The organism is Methylobacterium sp. JK268, assembly GCF_054052225.1.
Map to the genome: position 1 here is coordinate 102,179 of NZ_JBSVZN010000011.1, position 15,506 is coordinate 117,684.

Below are 15,506 nucleotides of genomic sequence, written 5' to 3' on the forward strand. Positions count from 1 at the left end.
CCCCATGAAATTCACCCTCTCCTGGCTCAAGGACCACCTCGACACCGACGCGTCCCTCGCGGTCGTCGCCGAGACGCTGACGCGGATCGGGCTCGAAGTGGAGCGCATCGAGGACAAGGCCGCGGACCTCGCCGCCTACCGGATCGCCGCCGTCCTCACCGCCGAGCAGCACCCGAACGCCGACCGGCTGCGCGTCTGCACCGTCGATCTCGGCGACGGGAACGCACCCGTGCAGGTCGTCTGCGGGGCGCCGAACGCCCGGGCCGGGATGCGGAGCGTCTTCGCGCCGCCCGGCACCTTCGTGCCGGGCAAGAACATCACGCTCTCGGTGGGCACGATCCGGGGCGTCGAGAGCCGCGGCATGCTCTGCTCGGGGGCCGAGCTCGGCCTCTCGGACGACCACGACGGCATCCTCGACCTGCCGGCCGACGCCCCCGTGGGCCAGGCCTACGCGGCCTATGCGGGCCTCGACGACCCGGTGATCGAGATCAACCTGACGCCGAACCGGCCCGACTGCACCGGCGTCTCGGGCATCGCCCGCGACCTCGCGGCGGCGGGACTCGGCACGCTCCGGCGCGAGACCCTGGCGCCCGTGCGCGGGGAGGGGGCCTGCCCGGTCTCCGTGACCCGCGACCTCGCGCCCGAGGACGAGCACCTCTGCCCGCTCTTCGGCCTGCGGCTGGTGCGCGGCGTGCGCAACGGCCCCTCGCCCGCGTGGCTGCAGCGACGCCTGCGGGCGATCGGGCTGCGGCCGATCAATGCGCTCGTCGACATCACGAACTACATCACCTTCGACCGCGGGCGCCCGCTCCACGTCTTCGACGCCGCCAAGGTGAAGGGCGACCTCACCGTGCGCCGGGCGCGGGAGGGCGAGGAATTGCTCGCGCTGGACGGCCGCACCTACCGGCTCGACGAGGAGATCGTGGTCATCGCCGACGCGGCCGGGCCGGAATCCATCGCCGGCATCATGGGCGGCGAGCCTTCGGGCTGCGACGAGACCACCACCGACGTGCTGATCGAATCGGCCCTCTGGGACCCGCGGAACATCGCCAAGACCGGCCGCCGGCTCGGCATCGTCACGGATGCCCGCTACCGCTTCGAGCGCGGCGTCGACCCGGCCTTCACCCTGCCGGGCCTCGACCTCGCCACCCGGATGGTGGTGGACCTCTGCGGCGGCGTGCCGAGCGAGGCGGTCGCGGCGGGCGCGCTCCCCGAGACCGACCGCATCATCGACTTCCCCTGGACCGAGGTGCGCCGGCTCTCGGGGCTCGACCTGCCCCGCACGGAGATGCGGGTGACCCTGGAGGCGCTCGGCTTCCACGTCTCCGGCACGGGCGACCGCGCCAAGGTGCTCACCCCCTCCTGGCGCCCGGACGTCGAGGGCAAGGCCGACCTCGTCGAGGAGATCGTGCGCATCGCCGGCCTCGACCGGATCGAGGCGAAGCCCCTGCCGCGGGTCGAGGCGACGGTGATCCGCCCGGTCCTCACCGTGCTGCAGAAGCGCACGCGGCTCGCCAAGCGGGAGCTCGCGGCGCGCGGCCTCGTCGAGGCGGTGACGTGGTCCTTCATCCCCCGCGACGACGCGAAGGCCTTCGGGGGCGGCCGGCTGGACCTGGCGCTGGCGAACCCGATCGCCGCCGACCTCTCGGACATGCGCCCGAGCCTCGTGCCGGGCCTGCTGCGGGCCGCCCAGCGCAACGCCGACCGCGGTTACGGCGACGTCGCCCTGTTCGAGGTCGGGCAGTGCTTCGCCTCGGACGAGCCGGAGGGCCAGACCATCCGGGCGGCGGCCCTGCGCCGGGGCAGCGCGCGCTTCGGGGGCGCAGGACGGCACTGGGACGGCGCCGCCCGCCCGGTCGACGCCTACGAGGCCAAGGCCGACGCGCTGGCGCTGCTCACGGCGCTGGGCGTGCCGACCGGCGGGCTGCAGGTCGTGGCGGGCGGGCCCGACTGGCTGCATCCCGGCCGCTCCGGCACCCTGCAATTCGGGCCGCGCAACGCGATCGGGCATTTCGGCGAACTGCACCCGCGGGTGCTCAAGGCCCTCGACGCGAAGGGGCCGGTCGTGGTCGTCGAGATCGTCCTCGACGCCCTGCCGCTGCCCAAGCACCGGCCGACCAAGGTCAAGCCGGCGGCGAAGTTCTCGGACTTCCAGCCCCTGACCCGCGACTTCGCCTTCGTGGTCGGGCGCGACGTGGCGGCCGGCGACATCCTCAAGGCCGCGCAGGGGGCCGACCGCGCCCTCATCGTGGGCGCCGAGGTCTTCGACGTCTACGAGGGGCCGGGGATCGGCGAGGACCAGAAGTCCGTGGCGGTGGCGGTGCGGCTCCAGCCGGTCGACCGCACGCTCACCGATGCGGAGATCGAGGCGGTGAGCGGAAAGATCGTCGCCGAGGTGACGAAGAAGACCGGCGCCAGCTTGCGGGCGTGACGGACGGGGAAGATCGACCATGACGGATGACGCGCTCGTCGCGGAACTCTCGCAGGCCTCCCACCTGCCGGCCGAGGCCCTCGCCCGGGCCGTGGCGGCGCCGGAGACGATCGCCGGGCCAGTGCTCGCCGCGCTGGAGCGGGCGTCGGCGGGCGAGAACCTCGAGGTCCCTCAGGCGACCCTGCTGTTCTGGGGCCTGCACGTGCTGGCGCGGGCCCGCGACACGAAGGCCTTCGCCCCGCTGATGCGCCTGCTGCGCCACCCCGAGGATTTCGTCCTGGAGGTGCTCGGCGACGACTTCGTCGACACGGCCCCGCGGGTCGTCGCGAGCCTGTTCGACGGCGACGCCGACACGCTCTTCGCGACCATCATGGCTCCCGAGACGGACGGGATCGTGCGGATGGAGCTGTTCGGAGCCGCCGCCTTCCTGACGGCCGAGGGCCGCATCGACCGCGAGCGGACGCATGACCTCCTCGTCCGCTTCGACGCCGAGAGCGGGGCGGAGGCGGGTGATCCGGCCTGGCAGGGCTGGGAGGACGCGATCGGCGCGTTGGGGTTCAGCGACCTCGCCGACCGCGTGCGCGAGTCCCGCCGCAGCGGCCGCACGCCGACCGACATCTCGTACCTGTCGGATTTCGAGAAGAACCTGCGCGAGGCGATCGCCAAGCCGGAGAGCCGCAAGCGCTTCGAGCGGCTGCGGCTCGGCTACCTGGGCGATCTCGCGACGGAGCTGGCCTGGACGGCGGAGGGAGCGTCGCCGTCCCTCCCGGTGGAGCGCGATGGCGGGGCCGATGACGCGCCACCCGCGACCTACCACAACCCCTACCGGGATGTCGGCCGCAACGATCCCTGCCCCTGCGGATCGGGCAAGAAGTTCAAGAAGTGCTGCTACGACAAACTCACGGCGGCCAGCGTCTGAGCGCGGCGCGACGCTGCGGCTCGACCACCTCGTGATCGTCGCCCCGAGCCTGCAGGAGGGCGAGGCCCCTGTGCGCGCGAGCCTCGGCCGGCCGATGCGGGACGGCGGCCGGGATGCCGGAGGACGGGGCGCGGCTCCTGTCCCTGGAGGTCGCGCATCCCGAGCCGGACCGGATCGCCGGGCTCCACGGCAGGCTGGGCCTCGTCGATCCGCCGACGACACGGGCCGGACCGATCGCGGCCCTCCGGGCGCGGGTACGCACACCCGCCGGGGAGCGCGTCCTCGCCTGAGGGCGGCGTCACGCCACGCGGAGCACCATGTGGATCTCGTCGTGGAAGGCTCCGTCGACGAAGAGGGCGCGGGGTTCCGTCCCGTAGGCCGCGAAGCCGAGCCGGGCGTAGAGCCGGCGCGCGGCCGCATTGGCGGCCCCGACGGTGAGGTGGACGTCGCTGGCACGGGCACCGGCCTCGCCGAGCACCCGCCGGATCAGGCGCTCGGCGAGGCCGGTGCCGCGCGCCTCCGGTCGCAGGTAGACGCCCCACAGGAGCGCCTTGTGCCGCAGCTTCGCCGTATCGTGGAAAGCGAGGCCGGCCAGGCCCACCAGCCGGCCCTCCGGCGTCCATGCGCCGAGGACGTGCCCGGCCGCCAGCCGCTCGGCGAACCACGCGACGGGACGGGCGGCCTCCTCGTCGAAGGAGGCGCCGAAGGCCGCCGGATGGTCGCGCAATCCTTCGAGGCGCAGGTCGCGGAAGGCGGCCGCATCGGCGGATTCGAGCCGGCGCAGGGTGAAGGAATCTGGCATCGCGTTTCCTTATCGGCCGGGTTACCCTAACGGTACCGTGGAGAAGGGCGAAGCCGCTTCGCCACCGCGGGGCATCGCATTCGCAGGACGCCAGAATCCCCGATCGAACCGGGGACAACGCCGGATCAGGAGCATCGTATGGACGGACGCAGAGGCGGCGTCGTTGCGGCGGTCCCCGCGATCCGCGTCGGCGGCATCCCGGCCGACGGCATCCGAGCGTGAGAATCCTCCACCCCCTGCGCAGCCCTCCCGTCCGGCTGCTCTGGGCCGGTCTCGTCCTGTCCGCCGTGGGCGACCAGCTCTATGCCGTGGCGCTGGCCTGGATCGGCGTCGCCGTCCTCGGCCCGTCTGCGGGGTACCTCGCCGCGCTTCAATCCCTCGTCATCCTGCTCGCGGTCCTCGGCATCGGCCACTGGGCGGACCGCTGGGACCGGCGGCGCAGCATGGTGGGCGCCGACCTCGCCCGCGCCCTCATCCTGCTCGCCGTCGCGGGCCTGTGGCTGGCGAGCGGGCATCCGAGCGTGCCGCAGCTCGTCGCCGCCATCGTCGTGCTCTCGGCCGGCGAGGCCGTGTTCCGCCCCGCGCTCCAGACGCTCCTGCCGACGCTGGTCGATGACGTCCGGCTTCTGCCGGCCGCGAACGGCCTGATCGATGCCACCGAACGCGCCGCGCGCCTGCTCGGACCCGGGCTCGTCGCCCTGCTGGCGGGCATCGTGCCGGTCGTGCACTTCCTGACGCTCGACGCCGTCAGCTTCCTGTGCTCGGGCGCGGCCATCGCCATGATCGGGCGCTGGCATCGCGGCCGGCTGGTCTCCACGAATCCGGGTCCTGGGAGCGTCCTGCACGCCATCCGGCGCGGCATCCAGGCCATGCGCGGGCACCCGCTGCTCGGTTACGTGCTCGCCACGACCGGATGGGTGAACGGCGCGTGGTACGCGGTGTTCTTCCTCGGCCTTCCCCTGCTGATCCAGCAGCGCGGCATCACCGGCCTGGGCGGCAGCAGCCTCGGCGCCTACGGGGCGGTGATCTCCGCCTATGGCAGCACGAACCTGATCGCCACATTGGTCGTCGGAAGCCGCGCGCCCTCGCTGCGGCCGCAGGTCCAGATCTGCGCCGGCAACATGCTGGTCGGCTGCGGCGTCATGCTGCTCGGCCTCGCCAGTTGCTTCCCCGCATCCTCCGTCCTCCTCGGCCTGATGGCGTCCGCCGCGCTGGGCGCGATCGGCGGGCCGATGAAGGACATCCCCGTGGCGGTGCTGCGTCAAACGCACGTGGCGCGGCCGGACCTCGCAGCGGCCATGCGCGCCTCGATGGCGGCGGCCACCGCGGGAATCCTGACCGCGCTGCTTCTGGCGCCGCTCGCCTTCACGGCCCTGGGCGTGCTGCCGGTGATCGTCGCCTGCGGTGCGGGGATCGCGCTGATCGGGGCCGTGGGCCTCGCCCGCTACGCGGACTGGACGGAGCGCCCCGCGCCGTCCGCGACCTGACCGGACCGCCGGGCCCCGTCGCGCCGCGGGGAGGGCGGGTCCGTCCCGCTGATGTCAGCCCAGCCCCGCCAGGGCCGGCTCGATCAGCGCCTCCAGATCCGCCCGCGAGGCCCCGTCGCGCGCCTGGAACGAGATCGCCTGCATGATCCCGTGATAGAAGGCCGCGCGTTGCGCCACCGGGAAATCCGCCGGCAACTCCCCCTCCCGGATGCCGCGCTCGAACCGCTCGGCGATCAGCGCGACGGTGCGGTGGCGCAGGCCGAGGAGGTGCTCGCGCGCCGCCGCGTTGGCGGGCAAGCAGTTCACCACCCCGAGGATCAGCAGGCAGCCGCCGGGCTGCCGCGACAGGGCGACGTCGATGCTCCCCATCAGCATGGCCCGCAGCCCCTCCCGGACCGTCGGGGCCTCCGCCAGGGCGCGCATCGGCGGGACCCCGATCGTCGCGACGTAATGGTCCACCGCCTCGCGGAACGCCGCCTCCTTCGCGCCGAAGGCCGCGTAGAAGCTCGGCGCCGTGATGCCGATCGCCGCCGTCAGGTCGGTCAGCTGCGCGCCCTCGTAGCCCTTCTCCCAGAACACCTCCATCACCCGCGCGAGGGCGAGGTCGCGATCGAAGCTGCGCGGACGGCCGCGGGAGGCCATGGAGGCACCTTTCTGTAGTCAGATTGATAGAAATCGTTGACTCAGCGTCATGGATCCGCTAGCGGTTTCTATCATCCCAACTACAGAAATAGGCGAAGACGATGGACGCGTCGAGAGCGACGACCGGCGGGGTCGAGACCGGGTCCCGGACCATCCCGGCGCGGGGGATCGTTTCCCTGCTCGGACTGGCGATCTTCGGGGTGACGACCTCCGAGTTCATGGTGGCCGGCATGATGCCCGACCTCACGGCGGCGCTCGGCGCCTCGGTGGCGGCGATCGGCGACCTGATCTCGCTCTACGCCCTCGGCATGGCGCTGGGCGGGCCCCTGTTGACGATCCTGTTCCTGCGGTTCGGGACGCCCGACAAGGCCGCCCTCGTGGTCCTGCTGGCCCTGTCGGCAGCGGGGGCCGTGGTCTGCGCCCTGGCACCGGGCTATGCCATCATGGCGGCGGTCCGGGTCGGCATGGGAGCGGCGGCCTCGGCCTGTTTCGGGGTCGCGCTGACGATCGCGGCCGGGCTCGTCGCGCCGCAGGAGCGGGGCCGGGCCGCCTCGATCGTGCTGGCCGGCCTGACCCTCTCGCCCGTGCTGGGGCTCCCGGTCACGACCGCCCTCGCCCAGCACCTCGGCTGGCGCGCGAGCTTCTGGAGCGTCGCCCTGCTGGCGCTCGCCTGCACCGTCCTGGTCGCGGCCGCGGTGCCGGAGACGAGGCGGGGAGGGGGCTCGGGCCTCGGCGCGGAACTCCCGGCCCTGCGGAGCACCCGGCTCTGGGCCGCCTACGCGACGAGTGGCCTCGTCATCGGCGCCACCTTCGCGGCCTTCAGCTACGCGGCGCCGCTCCTCATCGAGGTGGCAGGGCTGCCGGCCTCCCTCCTACCGGGTGTGCTCGCCGCCTACGGGGGCGCCAACGTCCTCGGCAACCTCGTGGTCGGCCGCCTCGCGGACCGCCACACAATCCCCGTTCTGGCGGGCGGCCTCGCGCTGCTCGCGGCGGCGCTGGCGGCGTTCGCCCTGTTCGCCGGGAGCCTGCCGGTGGCGGTCGCGGCCTTCCTGGTGATCGGCCTGTCCGGCGTGACCCTCAACCCCGCCTTGGTGGCGCGGGTGATGCGCGCCGCTTCCCCCGGGACGCTGGTGAACACGCTGCACGCCGCCGTGATCACCGCCGGCCTCGCCTTCGGCACCTGGGCCGGCGGGCGCGCCATCGCGGCCGGCTACGGCCTCACCGCGCCGCTCTGGGTCGGCCTCGTCCTCGCGCTTCTCGGCCTCGTGAGCCTCGCGCCCCGCCGGCTGCGGGAGACCGCCCCGACCTGATCAGGCCGGGAGCGACAGGAGCGCGCCGTCCTCCGGGCTCACATCCGCGGCGAAGACCACGCGCCCACCCTCCAGCCGCGCCCGGCCGGAGGCCACGAGCGCCACCGCGGCCGGGTAGAGGCGGTGCTCCTGCACCAGCACGCGGGCGGCGAGCGCCTCCGCATCGTCGCCCGGGTGCACCGGCACCGCGCCCTGCGCGATGATCGGCCCGGCATCGAGTTCGGGCACCACGAAATGGACCGTGCAGCCGTGGAGCCGCACCCCCGCCGCCAGGGCCTGGTCGTGCGTGTGCGTGCCGCGGAACAGCGGCAGCAGCGAGGGGTGGATGTTGACCATCCGCCCCGCCCAGGCCTCGACGAAGGCCGGCGTCAGAACCCGCATGAAGCCCGCCAGCACCACGAGGTCGATGCGGTGCTGGCGCAGCGCCGCGTCGAGGGCCGCGTCGAAGGCGGCCCGGTCCGGATAGCCCCGGTGGTCGAGGGCAAGGGTCGCGAGCCCGGACGCGGCCGCGCGGGCGAGGCCCGGCGCCTCCGGGCGGTTCGAGGCCGCGAGCACGAACTCCGCCGGATAGGCCGGATCCGCCGCCGCCTGGAGCAGCGAGACCATGTTCGAGCCGCGGCCCGAGATCAGGATCGCGGTGCGGGGGCGGGTCACAGGGCGAGCCGGCCCGCGAAGGTCACGGGGGCCGCGCCCCGGGCGGTGATGCGGCCGAGCCGCACGGGCGCCTCGCCGGCCGCCCGCAGGGCCTCCTCCACGGAAGCGGCCCGGTCGGCGGTGACCACCGCCACCATGCCGATGCCGCAGTTGAAGGTGCGCAGCATCTCGGCCTCCGCCACGCCGCCCGTGCGGGCGAGCCAGCCGAAGACCGGCGGCACCGCTACCGCGCCGAGATCGACCTCGATCCCGACCGCGTCCGGCAGCACGCGGGGCAGGTTGTCGGGGAAGCCGCCGCCCGTGATGTGGGCGAGCGCCTTGATGGCGCCGCGCTCCGTCGCCTTGAGCGCGGCGAGCAGCGGGCGGACATAGATCCGGGTCGGGGTCAGCAGGGCCTCGCCGAGGCTCTGCCCCGGCGCGAAGGGCGCCGGTGCGTCCCAGGACAGGCCGGAGGCCGCCACGATCCGGCGCACCAGCGAGAAGCCGTTCGAGTGCACGCCGGAAGAGGGCAGGCCCAGCACGAGGTCGCCCGGCGCGATGCCGTCGACCGGCAGCAGCGTGCCGCGCTCCGCCGCGCCCACCGCGAAACCCGCGAGGTCGTAGTCGGAGCCGTCGTAGAGGCCCGGCATCTCGGCGGTCTCGCCGCCGATCAGCGCGCAGCCCGCTTGGCGGCAGCCCTCCGCGATGCCCGTCACGATCGCCGCGCCCACGCCCGGCACCAGCTTGGCCGTCGCGTAGTAGTCGAGGAAGAACAGGGGCTCGGCCCCCTGCACCACGAGGTCGTTGACGCACATCGCCACGAGGTCGATGCCGATCGTGTCGTGGCGCCCGGTCTCGATGGCGATCTTCACCTTGGTGCCGACGCCGTCATTGGCCGCGACCAGGATCGGGTCGGTGAAGCCGGCCGCCTTGAGGTCGAACAGCCCGCCGAAGCCGCCGATCTCCGCGTCCGCGCCCGGGCGGCGCGTCGCGCGCACCAGAGGCTTGATCGCCTCGACCATGGCGTTGCCCGCGTCGATGTCGACGCCCGCCTGCGCGTAGGTCAGCCCGTTCTCGCCCGTCATTCCTCGATCCTTCGCCTCGACCCTTTGCCTCGACCCTTCGCCTCGATCCCGCCCCGATCCTGCGGCGCCGCGCGCGCCCCGTGTAGCGGCTTCCGGGCCGGGCGGCGAGTCGCCCCCGGCGCCCGCGCCCTCGCTTGACCCCCGCCCGCGGGCGTTCCTATCTGCCCCGGCGGCCGGGAATCGCCGCGAGGGGATCGCGGCCCGCGCGCCGCCGAAGGGGACGGGCATGCTCCAGCGCCGCGCCACGATCGGGCTCGCCGTGCTCGCGGCCGTGGTGGTCCTGCTCTACGAACTGCGCGAGGTGCTGGTGCCCTTCGTGGCGGGGGCGGCGCTCGCCTACCTGCTCGACCCGATCGCCGACCGCCTGGAGCGCCTCGGCATCGGGCGGCTCTCCGCCACCTTCGTGATCCTGGCCGTCTTCGTGCTCGGGCTCGTCCTCGCCCTGATCATCGCGGTGCCGCTCGCCGCCCGCCAGATCGGCGCGCTGGCGGCCGCGCTGCCGGGCGTGGTGTCGCGCATCCAGGCGATCATCGGGGACCATGCCGGGCCGCTCCTCGACCGGGCGGGCGGAGCCGGCACCCTGCAGGACCTGCAATCCTCGGTCGGCCGCCTCGTGGCGGAGGGCGGGCGCTTCCTCGTCAACCTCGTGGGCTCGCTGTGGTCGGGGAGCCAGGCGGTGGTGGGGATCCTGTCGCTCCTCGTGGTCACGCCGGTCGTCGCCTTCTACCTCCTCGTCGACTGGGACCGGATGATCGCCACCCTCGACGGCTGGGTGCCGCCCCGCCACCAGGACACGGTGCGGGCGCTCGGCCGCGAGATCGACGGGGCCATCACCAGCTTCATCCGCGGCCAGAGCCTCGTCTGCCTGATCCTCGGCAGCTTCTACGCCCTCGGCCTGTGGCTGATCGGGCTCAATTTCGGCGTGCTGATCGGCCTGATGGCCGGGTTCCTCACCTTCATCCCGTATGTCGGCTCCCTCACCGGCTTCCTGCTCTCGACCGGCGTCGCGGTGGTGCAGTTCTGGCCGGATTGGCCCTGGATCGTCGCGACGCTGGGGGTGTTCCTGGTCGGGCAGTTCCTCGAAGGCAACGTGCTGCAGCCCAAGCTCGTCGGCGACGCGGTGCGGCTGCACCCGGTCTGGCTGATGTTCGCGCTCCTCGCCTTCGGGTCGCTGTTCGGCTTCCTCGGCCTGCTCCTCGCCGTGCCGCTCGCCGCGTCCCTCGGGGTGCTGGCGCGGTTCGCGGTGCGGCGCTACCTGGAGAGTGCCCTCTACCGGGCCGGCGCCCCGCCGCTGCCGGCGCCCCCGACCCCGCTGACCTTGGCCGACCGCGACGCCCGGAGCCGCGCCTGATGCCGCCCGCCCGCCAGCTCGCCCTCGACCTGCCCCTGGATCCCCGCTTCGGCCGCGAGGATTTCCTGATCGGGCCCTCCAACGACGCCGCCTACGCGCGGATCGAGGCCTGGCCGGACTGGCCCGACCCGATCCTCGTCCTCACCGGCCCGGCGGGCAGCGGCAAGAGCCACCTCGCGGCGATCTGGGCCGCCGCGGCGGGCGCCCGCAGCGTCGGGATCGCCGAGGTGACGCCGGCGAGCCTGCCGCTCCTCGCGGGGCACGACCCCCTGGTGGTGGAGGATGCCGACCGCCGGGAGGGCCGGGACGAGGCCGCCCTGTTCCACCTCCTCAACCTCGTGCGCGAGCGCCGGAGCTTCCTGGTGATCACCGGGGCGGGACCGGTCGAGACCTGGGGCCTCGCCACCCCGGACCTGCGCTCGCGGCTGCGGCTCGCGCCTACCGTCGCCATCGCGCCCCCCGACGAGGCGCTGCTGCGGGCGGTGCTGGTGAAGCTCTTCGTCGACCGCCAGCTCGTCGTGGACACGAGCGTGGTCGACGCCCTGGCTTTGCGCCTCGACCGCTCGCTCGGGCGCGCCCGCGAGGTCGTGGCGGCCCTCGACCGCGAGGGCCTGAGCCGCGGCCGCCGCATCACCCGGCCGCTCGCGCTCTCCACCCTCGCGACGCTCGACGACCTTGCGGAAGAAGGAGGCCCCTGAGACAAGGCTTCATCCCATCGCCTCCCCCCTGTCAGGCCGGGCGCCGCCGCCGCCGACGGGATCGCGCTTCTGAAGGAGATCGCCCGTGACAGATCCCTCCGCCGTCGACCTCCAGGACGTCCTCGCGCCGGATGCCGCCGGGCAGGACGCGAACCGGGAGGCCGCCGGACTGCCCGCTGCGCCCGAGCCGCCGGCCGTCCTGGAGAAGCCGGTGGACGAGGCGATCGCGGCCGGACGGGCCCTGCGGCACGAGCCCGGGCGGTTCGTGAACCGGGAATTGTCCTGGCTGCAGTTCAACCGCCGGGTGCTGGAGGAGGCCTCCAATACCGGCCACCCGCTCCTGGAGCAGCTGCGCTTCCTCTCGATCTCGGCCAACAACCTCGACGAGTTCTTCATGGTGCGGGTGGCGGGCCTGCACGACCAGGTCCGGGCCGGCATCGCGACTCCGTCCCAGGACGGGCTGACGCCGAGCGAGCAGCTCGCCCGGATCGGGGCCGAGGTGTCCGAACTCGCCCGCGACCAGCAGCGGCGCTGGCGCGAGCTGCGCGGGGACCTGCAGCAGAACGGCATCGAGCTCGTGGACGGGATGGGGCTCACCGCCGCGGAGGCGTCCTGGCTCGAAGAGTACTTCCTCCAGCACATCTTCCCGGTCCTGACGCCGCTCGCCATCGACCCGGCCCACCCCTTCCCGTTCATCCCGAATCTCGGCTCGACGCTGGCCCTGATGCTGGTGCGCCCCCGCGACGCGCGGGTGCTGCGGGCGCTCATCCGCCTGCCCGCCGTGGTCGAGCGCTTCGTGCGCCTGCCCGACCCGACCGGGGCGAGCCCCGCCCGCTTCATCGCCGTCGAGCAGGTGATCGTGCTGTTCACGAGCCGGCTCTTCCCCGGCTACCTCGTGAAGGGCCAGGGCGGATTCCGGGTGGTGCGCGATTCGGACCTCGAGATCGAGGAGGAGGCGGAGGATCTCGTCCGCCACTTCGAGACCGCCCTCAAGCAGCGCCGCCGCGGCATCGTCATCCGGCTCGAGGTCGAGGCCACCATGCCGGACGACCTGCGCGGCTTCGTGGCCGACGAACTCGAGATCCCGGCCGACGGGGTCTTCCTCGTCGAGGGCATGCTCGCCCTCAACGAATTGTCGCAGATCGTGGCGATCGACCGGCCCGACCTGAAGTTCAAGCCCTACAACCCGCGCTTCCCCGAGCGCATCCGCGAGAGCGGCGGCGACTGTTTCGCGGCGATCCGCCAGAAGGACTTCGTGGTCCACCACCCCTACGAATCCTTCGACGCGGTGGTGCAGTTCCTGTCCCAGGCCGCCCGCGACCCGAACGTGGTGGCGATCAAGCAGACCCTCTACCGCACCTCCTCGAACTCGCCGATCGTGGCGGCGCTCGCGGAAGCCGCCGAGGCCGGCAAGTCGGTGACGGCCCTCGTCGAGCTCAAGGCCCGCTTCGACGAGGAGGCCAATATCCGCTGGGCGCGCAACCTGGAGAAGGCCGGCGCGCAGGTCGTGTTCGGCTTCATCGAGCTCAAGACCCACGCCAAGCTCTCGATGGTGGTGCGCCGGGAGGGCGACCGGCTCGTCACCTACTGCCACGTCGGCACCGGCAACTACCACCCGATCACCGCGCGCATCTACACGGACCTGTCCTTCTTCACCGCCGACCCGGTGATCGCCCGGGACGTCTCCCGGATCTTCAACTTCGTCACCGGCTACGCGGAGCCGGCCGAGCTGGAGCGCATGGCGGTCTCGCCGCTCACCCTCAAGCCGCGCCTCCTCCAGCACATCGAGGAGGAGATCGCGCACGCCAAGGCCGGGCGCCCGGCCTCGATCTGGATCAAGTGCAACTCCCTCGTCGACGCGCCGGTGATCGACGCGCTCTACGACGCGAGCCAGTCGGGCGTGCAGATCGACTGCATCGTGCGCGGCATCTGCTGCCTGCGCCCCGGCGTGCCGGGCCTGTCCGACAACATCCGGGTGAAGTCGATCGTCGGGCGCTTCCTGGAGCACGAGCGGGTCTACGCCTTCGGCAACGGTGTCGGCCTGCCGAACCCGAAGGCCAAGCTCTACATCTCCTCGGCCGACCTGATGAGCCGCAACCTCGACCGGCGGGTCGAGGCGCTGCTGCCGATCCTCAACCCGACCGTGCACCAGCAGGTGCTCGACCAGATCATGCTGGCGAACCTCCTCGACAACCAGCAGAGCTGGCGGGTCCTGGCCTCGGGCGCCAGCGAGCGGATCCAGGCCGCCTCCGGCGAGGAACCGTTCAACGCGCACAACTATTTCATGACCAACCCGAGCCTCTCGGGACGCGGCAAGGCCTCGAAGAAGTCGAGCCCCCGCTCCCTCAGCCGCCGCGGCCAGGGGGGCTGACGGGCCGGCTGACAGGGCGGCCGGTTCCGGTCATAAGGGGCGCGCGCCGCCGGGCCGTTCCTCTGGGTCAGGGGCGAGGGTCCCGCGGCCCTCTTCGCGGGCGCCTCTCGGCGCCCCTCTGCTCCCCGGCGACCCCGCCGCGAGGCCCCGATGGATCTGGAAACCTTCGTCCGCAAGACGCTGCCCCCCTACGCCGCCGCCCGGATCGAGCCCGGCGAGCCGATCGCCATCATCGATATCGGCTCCAACTCGGTGCGGCTCGTCGCCTATTCGGGGCTCTCGCGGGCGCCGACGCCGCTCTACAACGAGAAGGCGATGTGCGCCCTCGGGCGCAACGTGCTGACCACGGGGCGGCTCAACGAGGAGGGGATCCGGCGCGCCCTCCAGGCCCTGGCGCGCTTCCGCGAATTGTGCCGCACCATGCGGGTCGGGCGGATCCACGTGCTGGCCACGGCGGCGGCCCGCGACGCGGAGAACGGCCCCGACTTCCTGCGCGCCGCCGAGGAAGCCTGCGGCCAGCCGATCGAGCTCCTGTCGGGCCGGCGCGAGGCGGAACTCTCGGCCTACGGGGTGATCGCCGGCTTCTACGCCCCGGACGGGGTGGTGGGCGATCTCGGCGGCGGCTCCCTCGAACTCGTGGACGTGCGCGGCGCGGCGGTGGGGCAGGGCGTGACCACGCCGCTCGGCGGGCTGGCGCTCCAGGATCTCAGCGGCGGCTCCCTGAAGAAGGCGCGCAAGATCGCCGCCGACACGCTCAAGAAGGCCGCGCCCCAGCTCGAGACCCTGCGCGGGCGCACCTTCTACGCGGTGGGCGGGACGTGGCGGGCGCTCGCCCGGCTGCACCAGGCCGCCCGCGGCTATCCGCTGCACGTGATGCACGGCCACACGATCGAGCCGGACGACGAACTCTCCTTCCTGGAGGTGGTGGAGCGCGTCGACGCGGCGACGCTCGCCGCGGTGGAGAGCGTCTCGGAGGCGCGCCGGCCGCTGCTCGCCTACGGGGCGGTGGTGCTGGAGGAGATCATCCGCAGCGGGCGCCCGCGCGAGATCGCGATCTCCGCCACGGGCGTGCGCGAGGGGCTGCTCTACGAGCTGCTCGACCCGGCGGGGCGCAATCTCGACCCGCTCCTGGTCGCGGCCGATGAACTGAACCGCCTGCGCTCGCGCTGTCCGGGTCACGGTGCCGAGCTCCAGGCCTGGACCGACGCCCTCATGGCGAGCCTCGACCGGCCCGAGACCGCCGACGAGCGGCGCCTGCGCCACGCGGCCTGCCTGCTCGCCGATATCGGCTGGCGGACCCATCCCGATTATCGGGGCGAGCAGAGCCTGAACCTGATCGCCCACGGCGCCTTCGTGGGGATCGACCATCCGGGCCGGGCCTACCTGGCGGTGGCGGTGTTCTTCCGCCACGAGGGCGTGGCGCCCGACAAGGTCAGCCCGACGCTCCGCCAGCTCGCGGGCGGGCGGCTGTTCGAACTGGCGCGGCTCCTCGGCACGGCCCTGCGGGTCGCCTTCCCGATCTCGGTCGCCATGGAGGGGGTGCTGCCGCGCACGCCGCTCCTGCTGCGGGACGGCGCCCTGGTGCTGCACCTGCCCGCGGAGCTGCGGGCGCTGGCGAGCGACCGCCTGTCGAACCGCCTGCGCGGCCTCGGCCGCCTGATCGGCGTCGAGGCGCGGATCGCGGTGGGGGAGTGAGGCGGCTCTCCCCCGCGGCTGCTCCCCGCCTGCCCCGAGGTTAAGCCCCCGTTAGCCCTGCTCTGCCAGACTCGCGTCCCGG

13 protein-coding genes are annotated in these 15,506 nt (G+C 73.4%); 9 read left to right on the top strand and 4 right to left on the bottom strand.

Annotated elements, in window-relative coordinates; translation table 11 throughout:
• Nucleotides 1-4: 4 nt before the first annotated feature.
• The 3 genes from pheT to ACW9J6_RS13990 all read left to right on the top strand — a co-directional run bounded on the left by pheT (nt 5) and on the right by ACW9J6_RS13990 (nt 3,640).
• Nucleotides 5-2,431, top strand: a complete 2,427-nt coding sequence (pheT, locus tag ACW9J6_RS13980; RefSeq protein ID WP_457117084.1) for a phenylalanine--tRNA ligase subunit beta — start codon at nt 5-7, stop codon at nt 2,429-2,431.
• A gap of 19 nt (nt 2,432-2,450) precedes the next feature.
• On the top strand, nt 2,451-3,350 hold the full coding sequence (locus tag ACW9J6_RS13985) for a DUF1186 domain-containing protein (RefSeq protein ID WP_457117085.1): 900 nt from the start codon (nt 2,451-2,453) through the stop codon (nt 3,348-3,350).
• A gap of 113 nt (nt 3,351-3,463) precedes the next feature.
• A complete protein-coding gene (locus tag ACW9J6_RS13990; RefSeq protein ID WP_457117086.1) occupies nt 3,464-3,640 on the top strand; it encodes a hypothetical protein in 177 nt (58 codons plus the stop codon).
• Between the two features lie 8 nt (nt 3,641-3,648).
• Here ACW9J6_RS13990 and ACW9J6_RS13995 read toward each other — a convergent pair whose 3' ends face one another.
• Nucleotides 3,649-4,152, bottom strand: a complete 504-nt coding sequence (locus ACW9J6_RS13995; protein WP_457117087.1) for an N-acetyltransferase family protein — start codon at nt 4,150-4,152, stop codon at nt 3,649-3,651.
• 218 nt (nt 4,153-4,370) lie between these two features.
• Here ACW9J6_RS13995 and ACW9J6_RS14000 point away from each other — a divergent pair, with 218 nt between their 5' ends.
• Nucleotides 4,371-5,639, top strand: a complete 1,269-nt coding sequence (locus ACW9J6_RS14000) for an MFS transporter (protein WP_457117088.1) — start codon at nt 4,371-4,373, stop codon at nt 5,637-5,639.
• Nucleotides 5,640-5,693: 54 nt separating this feature from the next.
• Here ACW9J6_RS14000 and ACW9J6_RS14005 read toward each other — a convergent pair whose 3' ends face one another.
• Nucleotides 5,694-6,281, bottom strand: coding sequence for a TetR/AcrR family transcriptional regulator (locus ACW9J6_RS14005; RefSeq protein ID WP_457117089.1), 588 nt, complete (start codon nt 6,279-6,281; stop codon nt 5,694-5,696).
• 101 nt (nt 6,282-6,382) lie between these two features.
• Here ACW9J6_RS14005 and ACW9J6_RS14010 point away from each other — a divergent pair, with 101 nt between their 5' ends.
• Nucleotides 6,383-7,591, top strand: coding sequence for an MFS transporter (locus ACW9J6_RS14010; protein WP_457117090.1), 1,209 nt, complete (start codon nt 6,383-6,385; stop codon nt 7,589-7,591).
• Here ACW9J6_RS14010 and purN read toward each other — a convergent pair whose 3' ends face one another.
• Nucleotides 7,592-8,245 carry a phosphoribosylglycinamide formyltransferase gene (purN, locus tag ACW9J6_RS14015; RefSeq protein WP_457117091.1) on the bottom strand — a complete coding sequence of 218 codons (654 nt, stop codon included), beginning with the start codon at nt 8,243-8,245 and terminating at the stop codon, nt 7,592-7,594.
• A complete protein-coding gene (gene purM / locus ACW9J6_RS14020) occupies nt 8,242-9,309 on the bottom strand; it encodes a phosphoribosylformylglycinamidine cyclo-ligase (protein ID WP_457117092.1) in 1,068 nt (355 codons plus the stop codon). The genes purN and purM overlap by 4 nt, the downstream gene beginning before the upstream one ends.
• A 226-nt stretch (nt 9,310-9,535) precedes the next feature.
• On the opposite strand from purM, the gene ACW9J6_RS14025 reads away from it, so the two are divergent.
• The 4 genes from ACW9J6_RS14025 (at nt 9,536) to ppx (ending at nt 15,424) form a co-directional block, all read left to right on the top strand.
• Nucleotides 9,536-10,660 carry an AI-2E family transporter gene (locus tag ACW9J6_RS14025; RefSeq protein ID WP_457117093.1) on the top strand — a complete coding sequence of 375 codons (1,125 nt, stop codon included), beginning with the start codon at nt 9,536-9,538 and terminating at the stop codon, nt 10,658-10,660.
• Nucleotides 10,660-11,358: a hypothetical protein gene (locus ACW9J6_RS14030; protein WP_457117094.1), complete on the top strand. Its 699-nt coding sequence runs from the start codon at nt 10,660-10,662 to the stop codon at nt 11,356-11,358. Before ACW9J6_RS14025 ends, ACW9J6_RS14030 begins: the two co-directional genes overlap by 1 nt.
• Before the next feature lie 85 nt (nt 11,359-11,443).
• The gene (locus ACW9J6_RS14035) at nt 11,444-13,729 is read left to right on the top strand and encodes an RNA degradosome polyphosphate kinase (protein WP_457117095.1); all 2,286 of its coding nucleotides are present in this window, start codon (nt 11,444-11,446) and stop codon (nt 13,727-13,729) included.
• Nucleotides 13,730-13,879: 150 nt separating this feature from the next.
• The gene (gene ppx, locus ACW9J6_RS14040) at nt 13,880-15,424 is read left to right on the top strand and encodes an exopolyphosphatase (protein ID WP_457117096.1); all 1,545 of its coding nucleotides are present in this window, start codon (nt 13,880-13,882) and stop codon (nt 15,422-15,424) included.
• Nucleotides 15,425-15,506 lie beyond the last annotated feature (82 nt).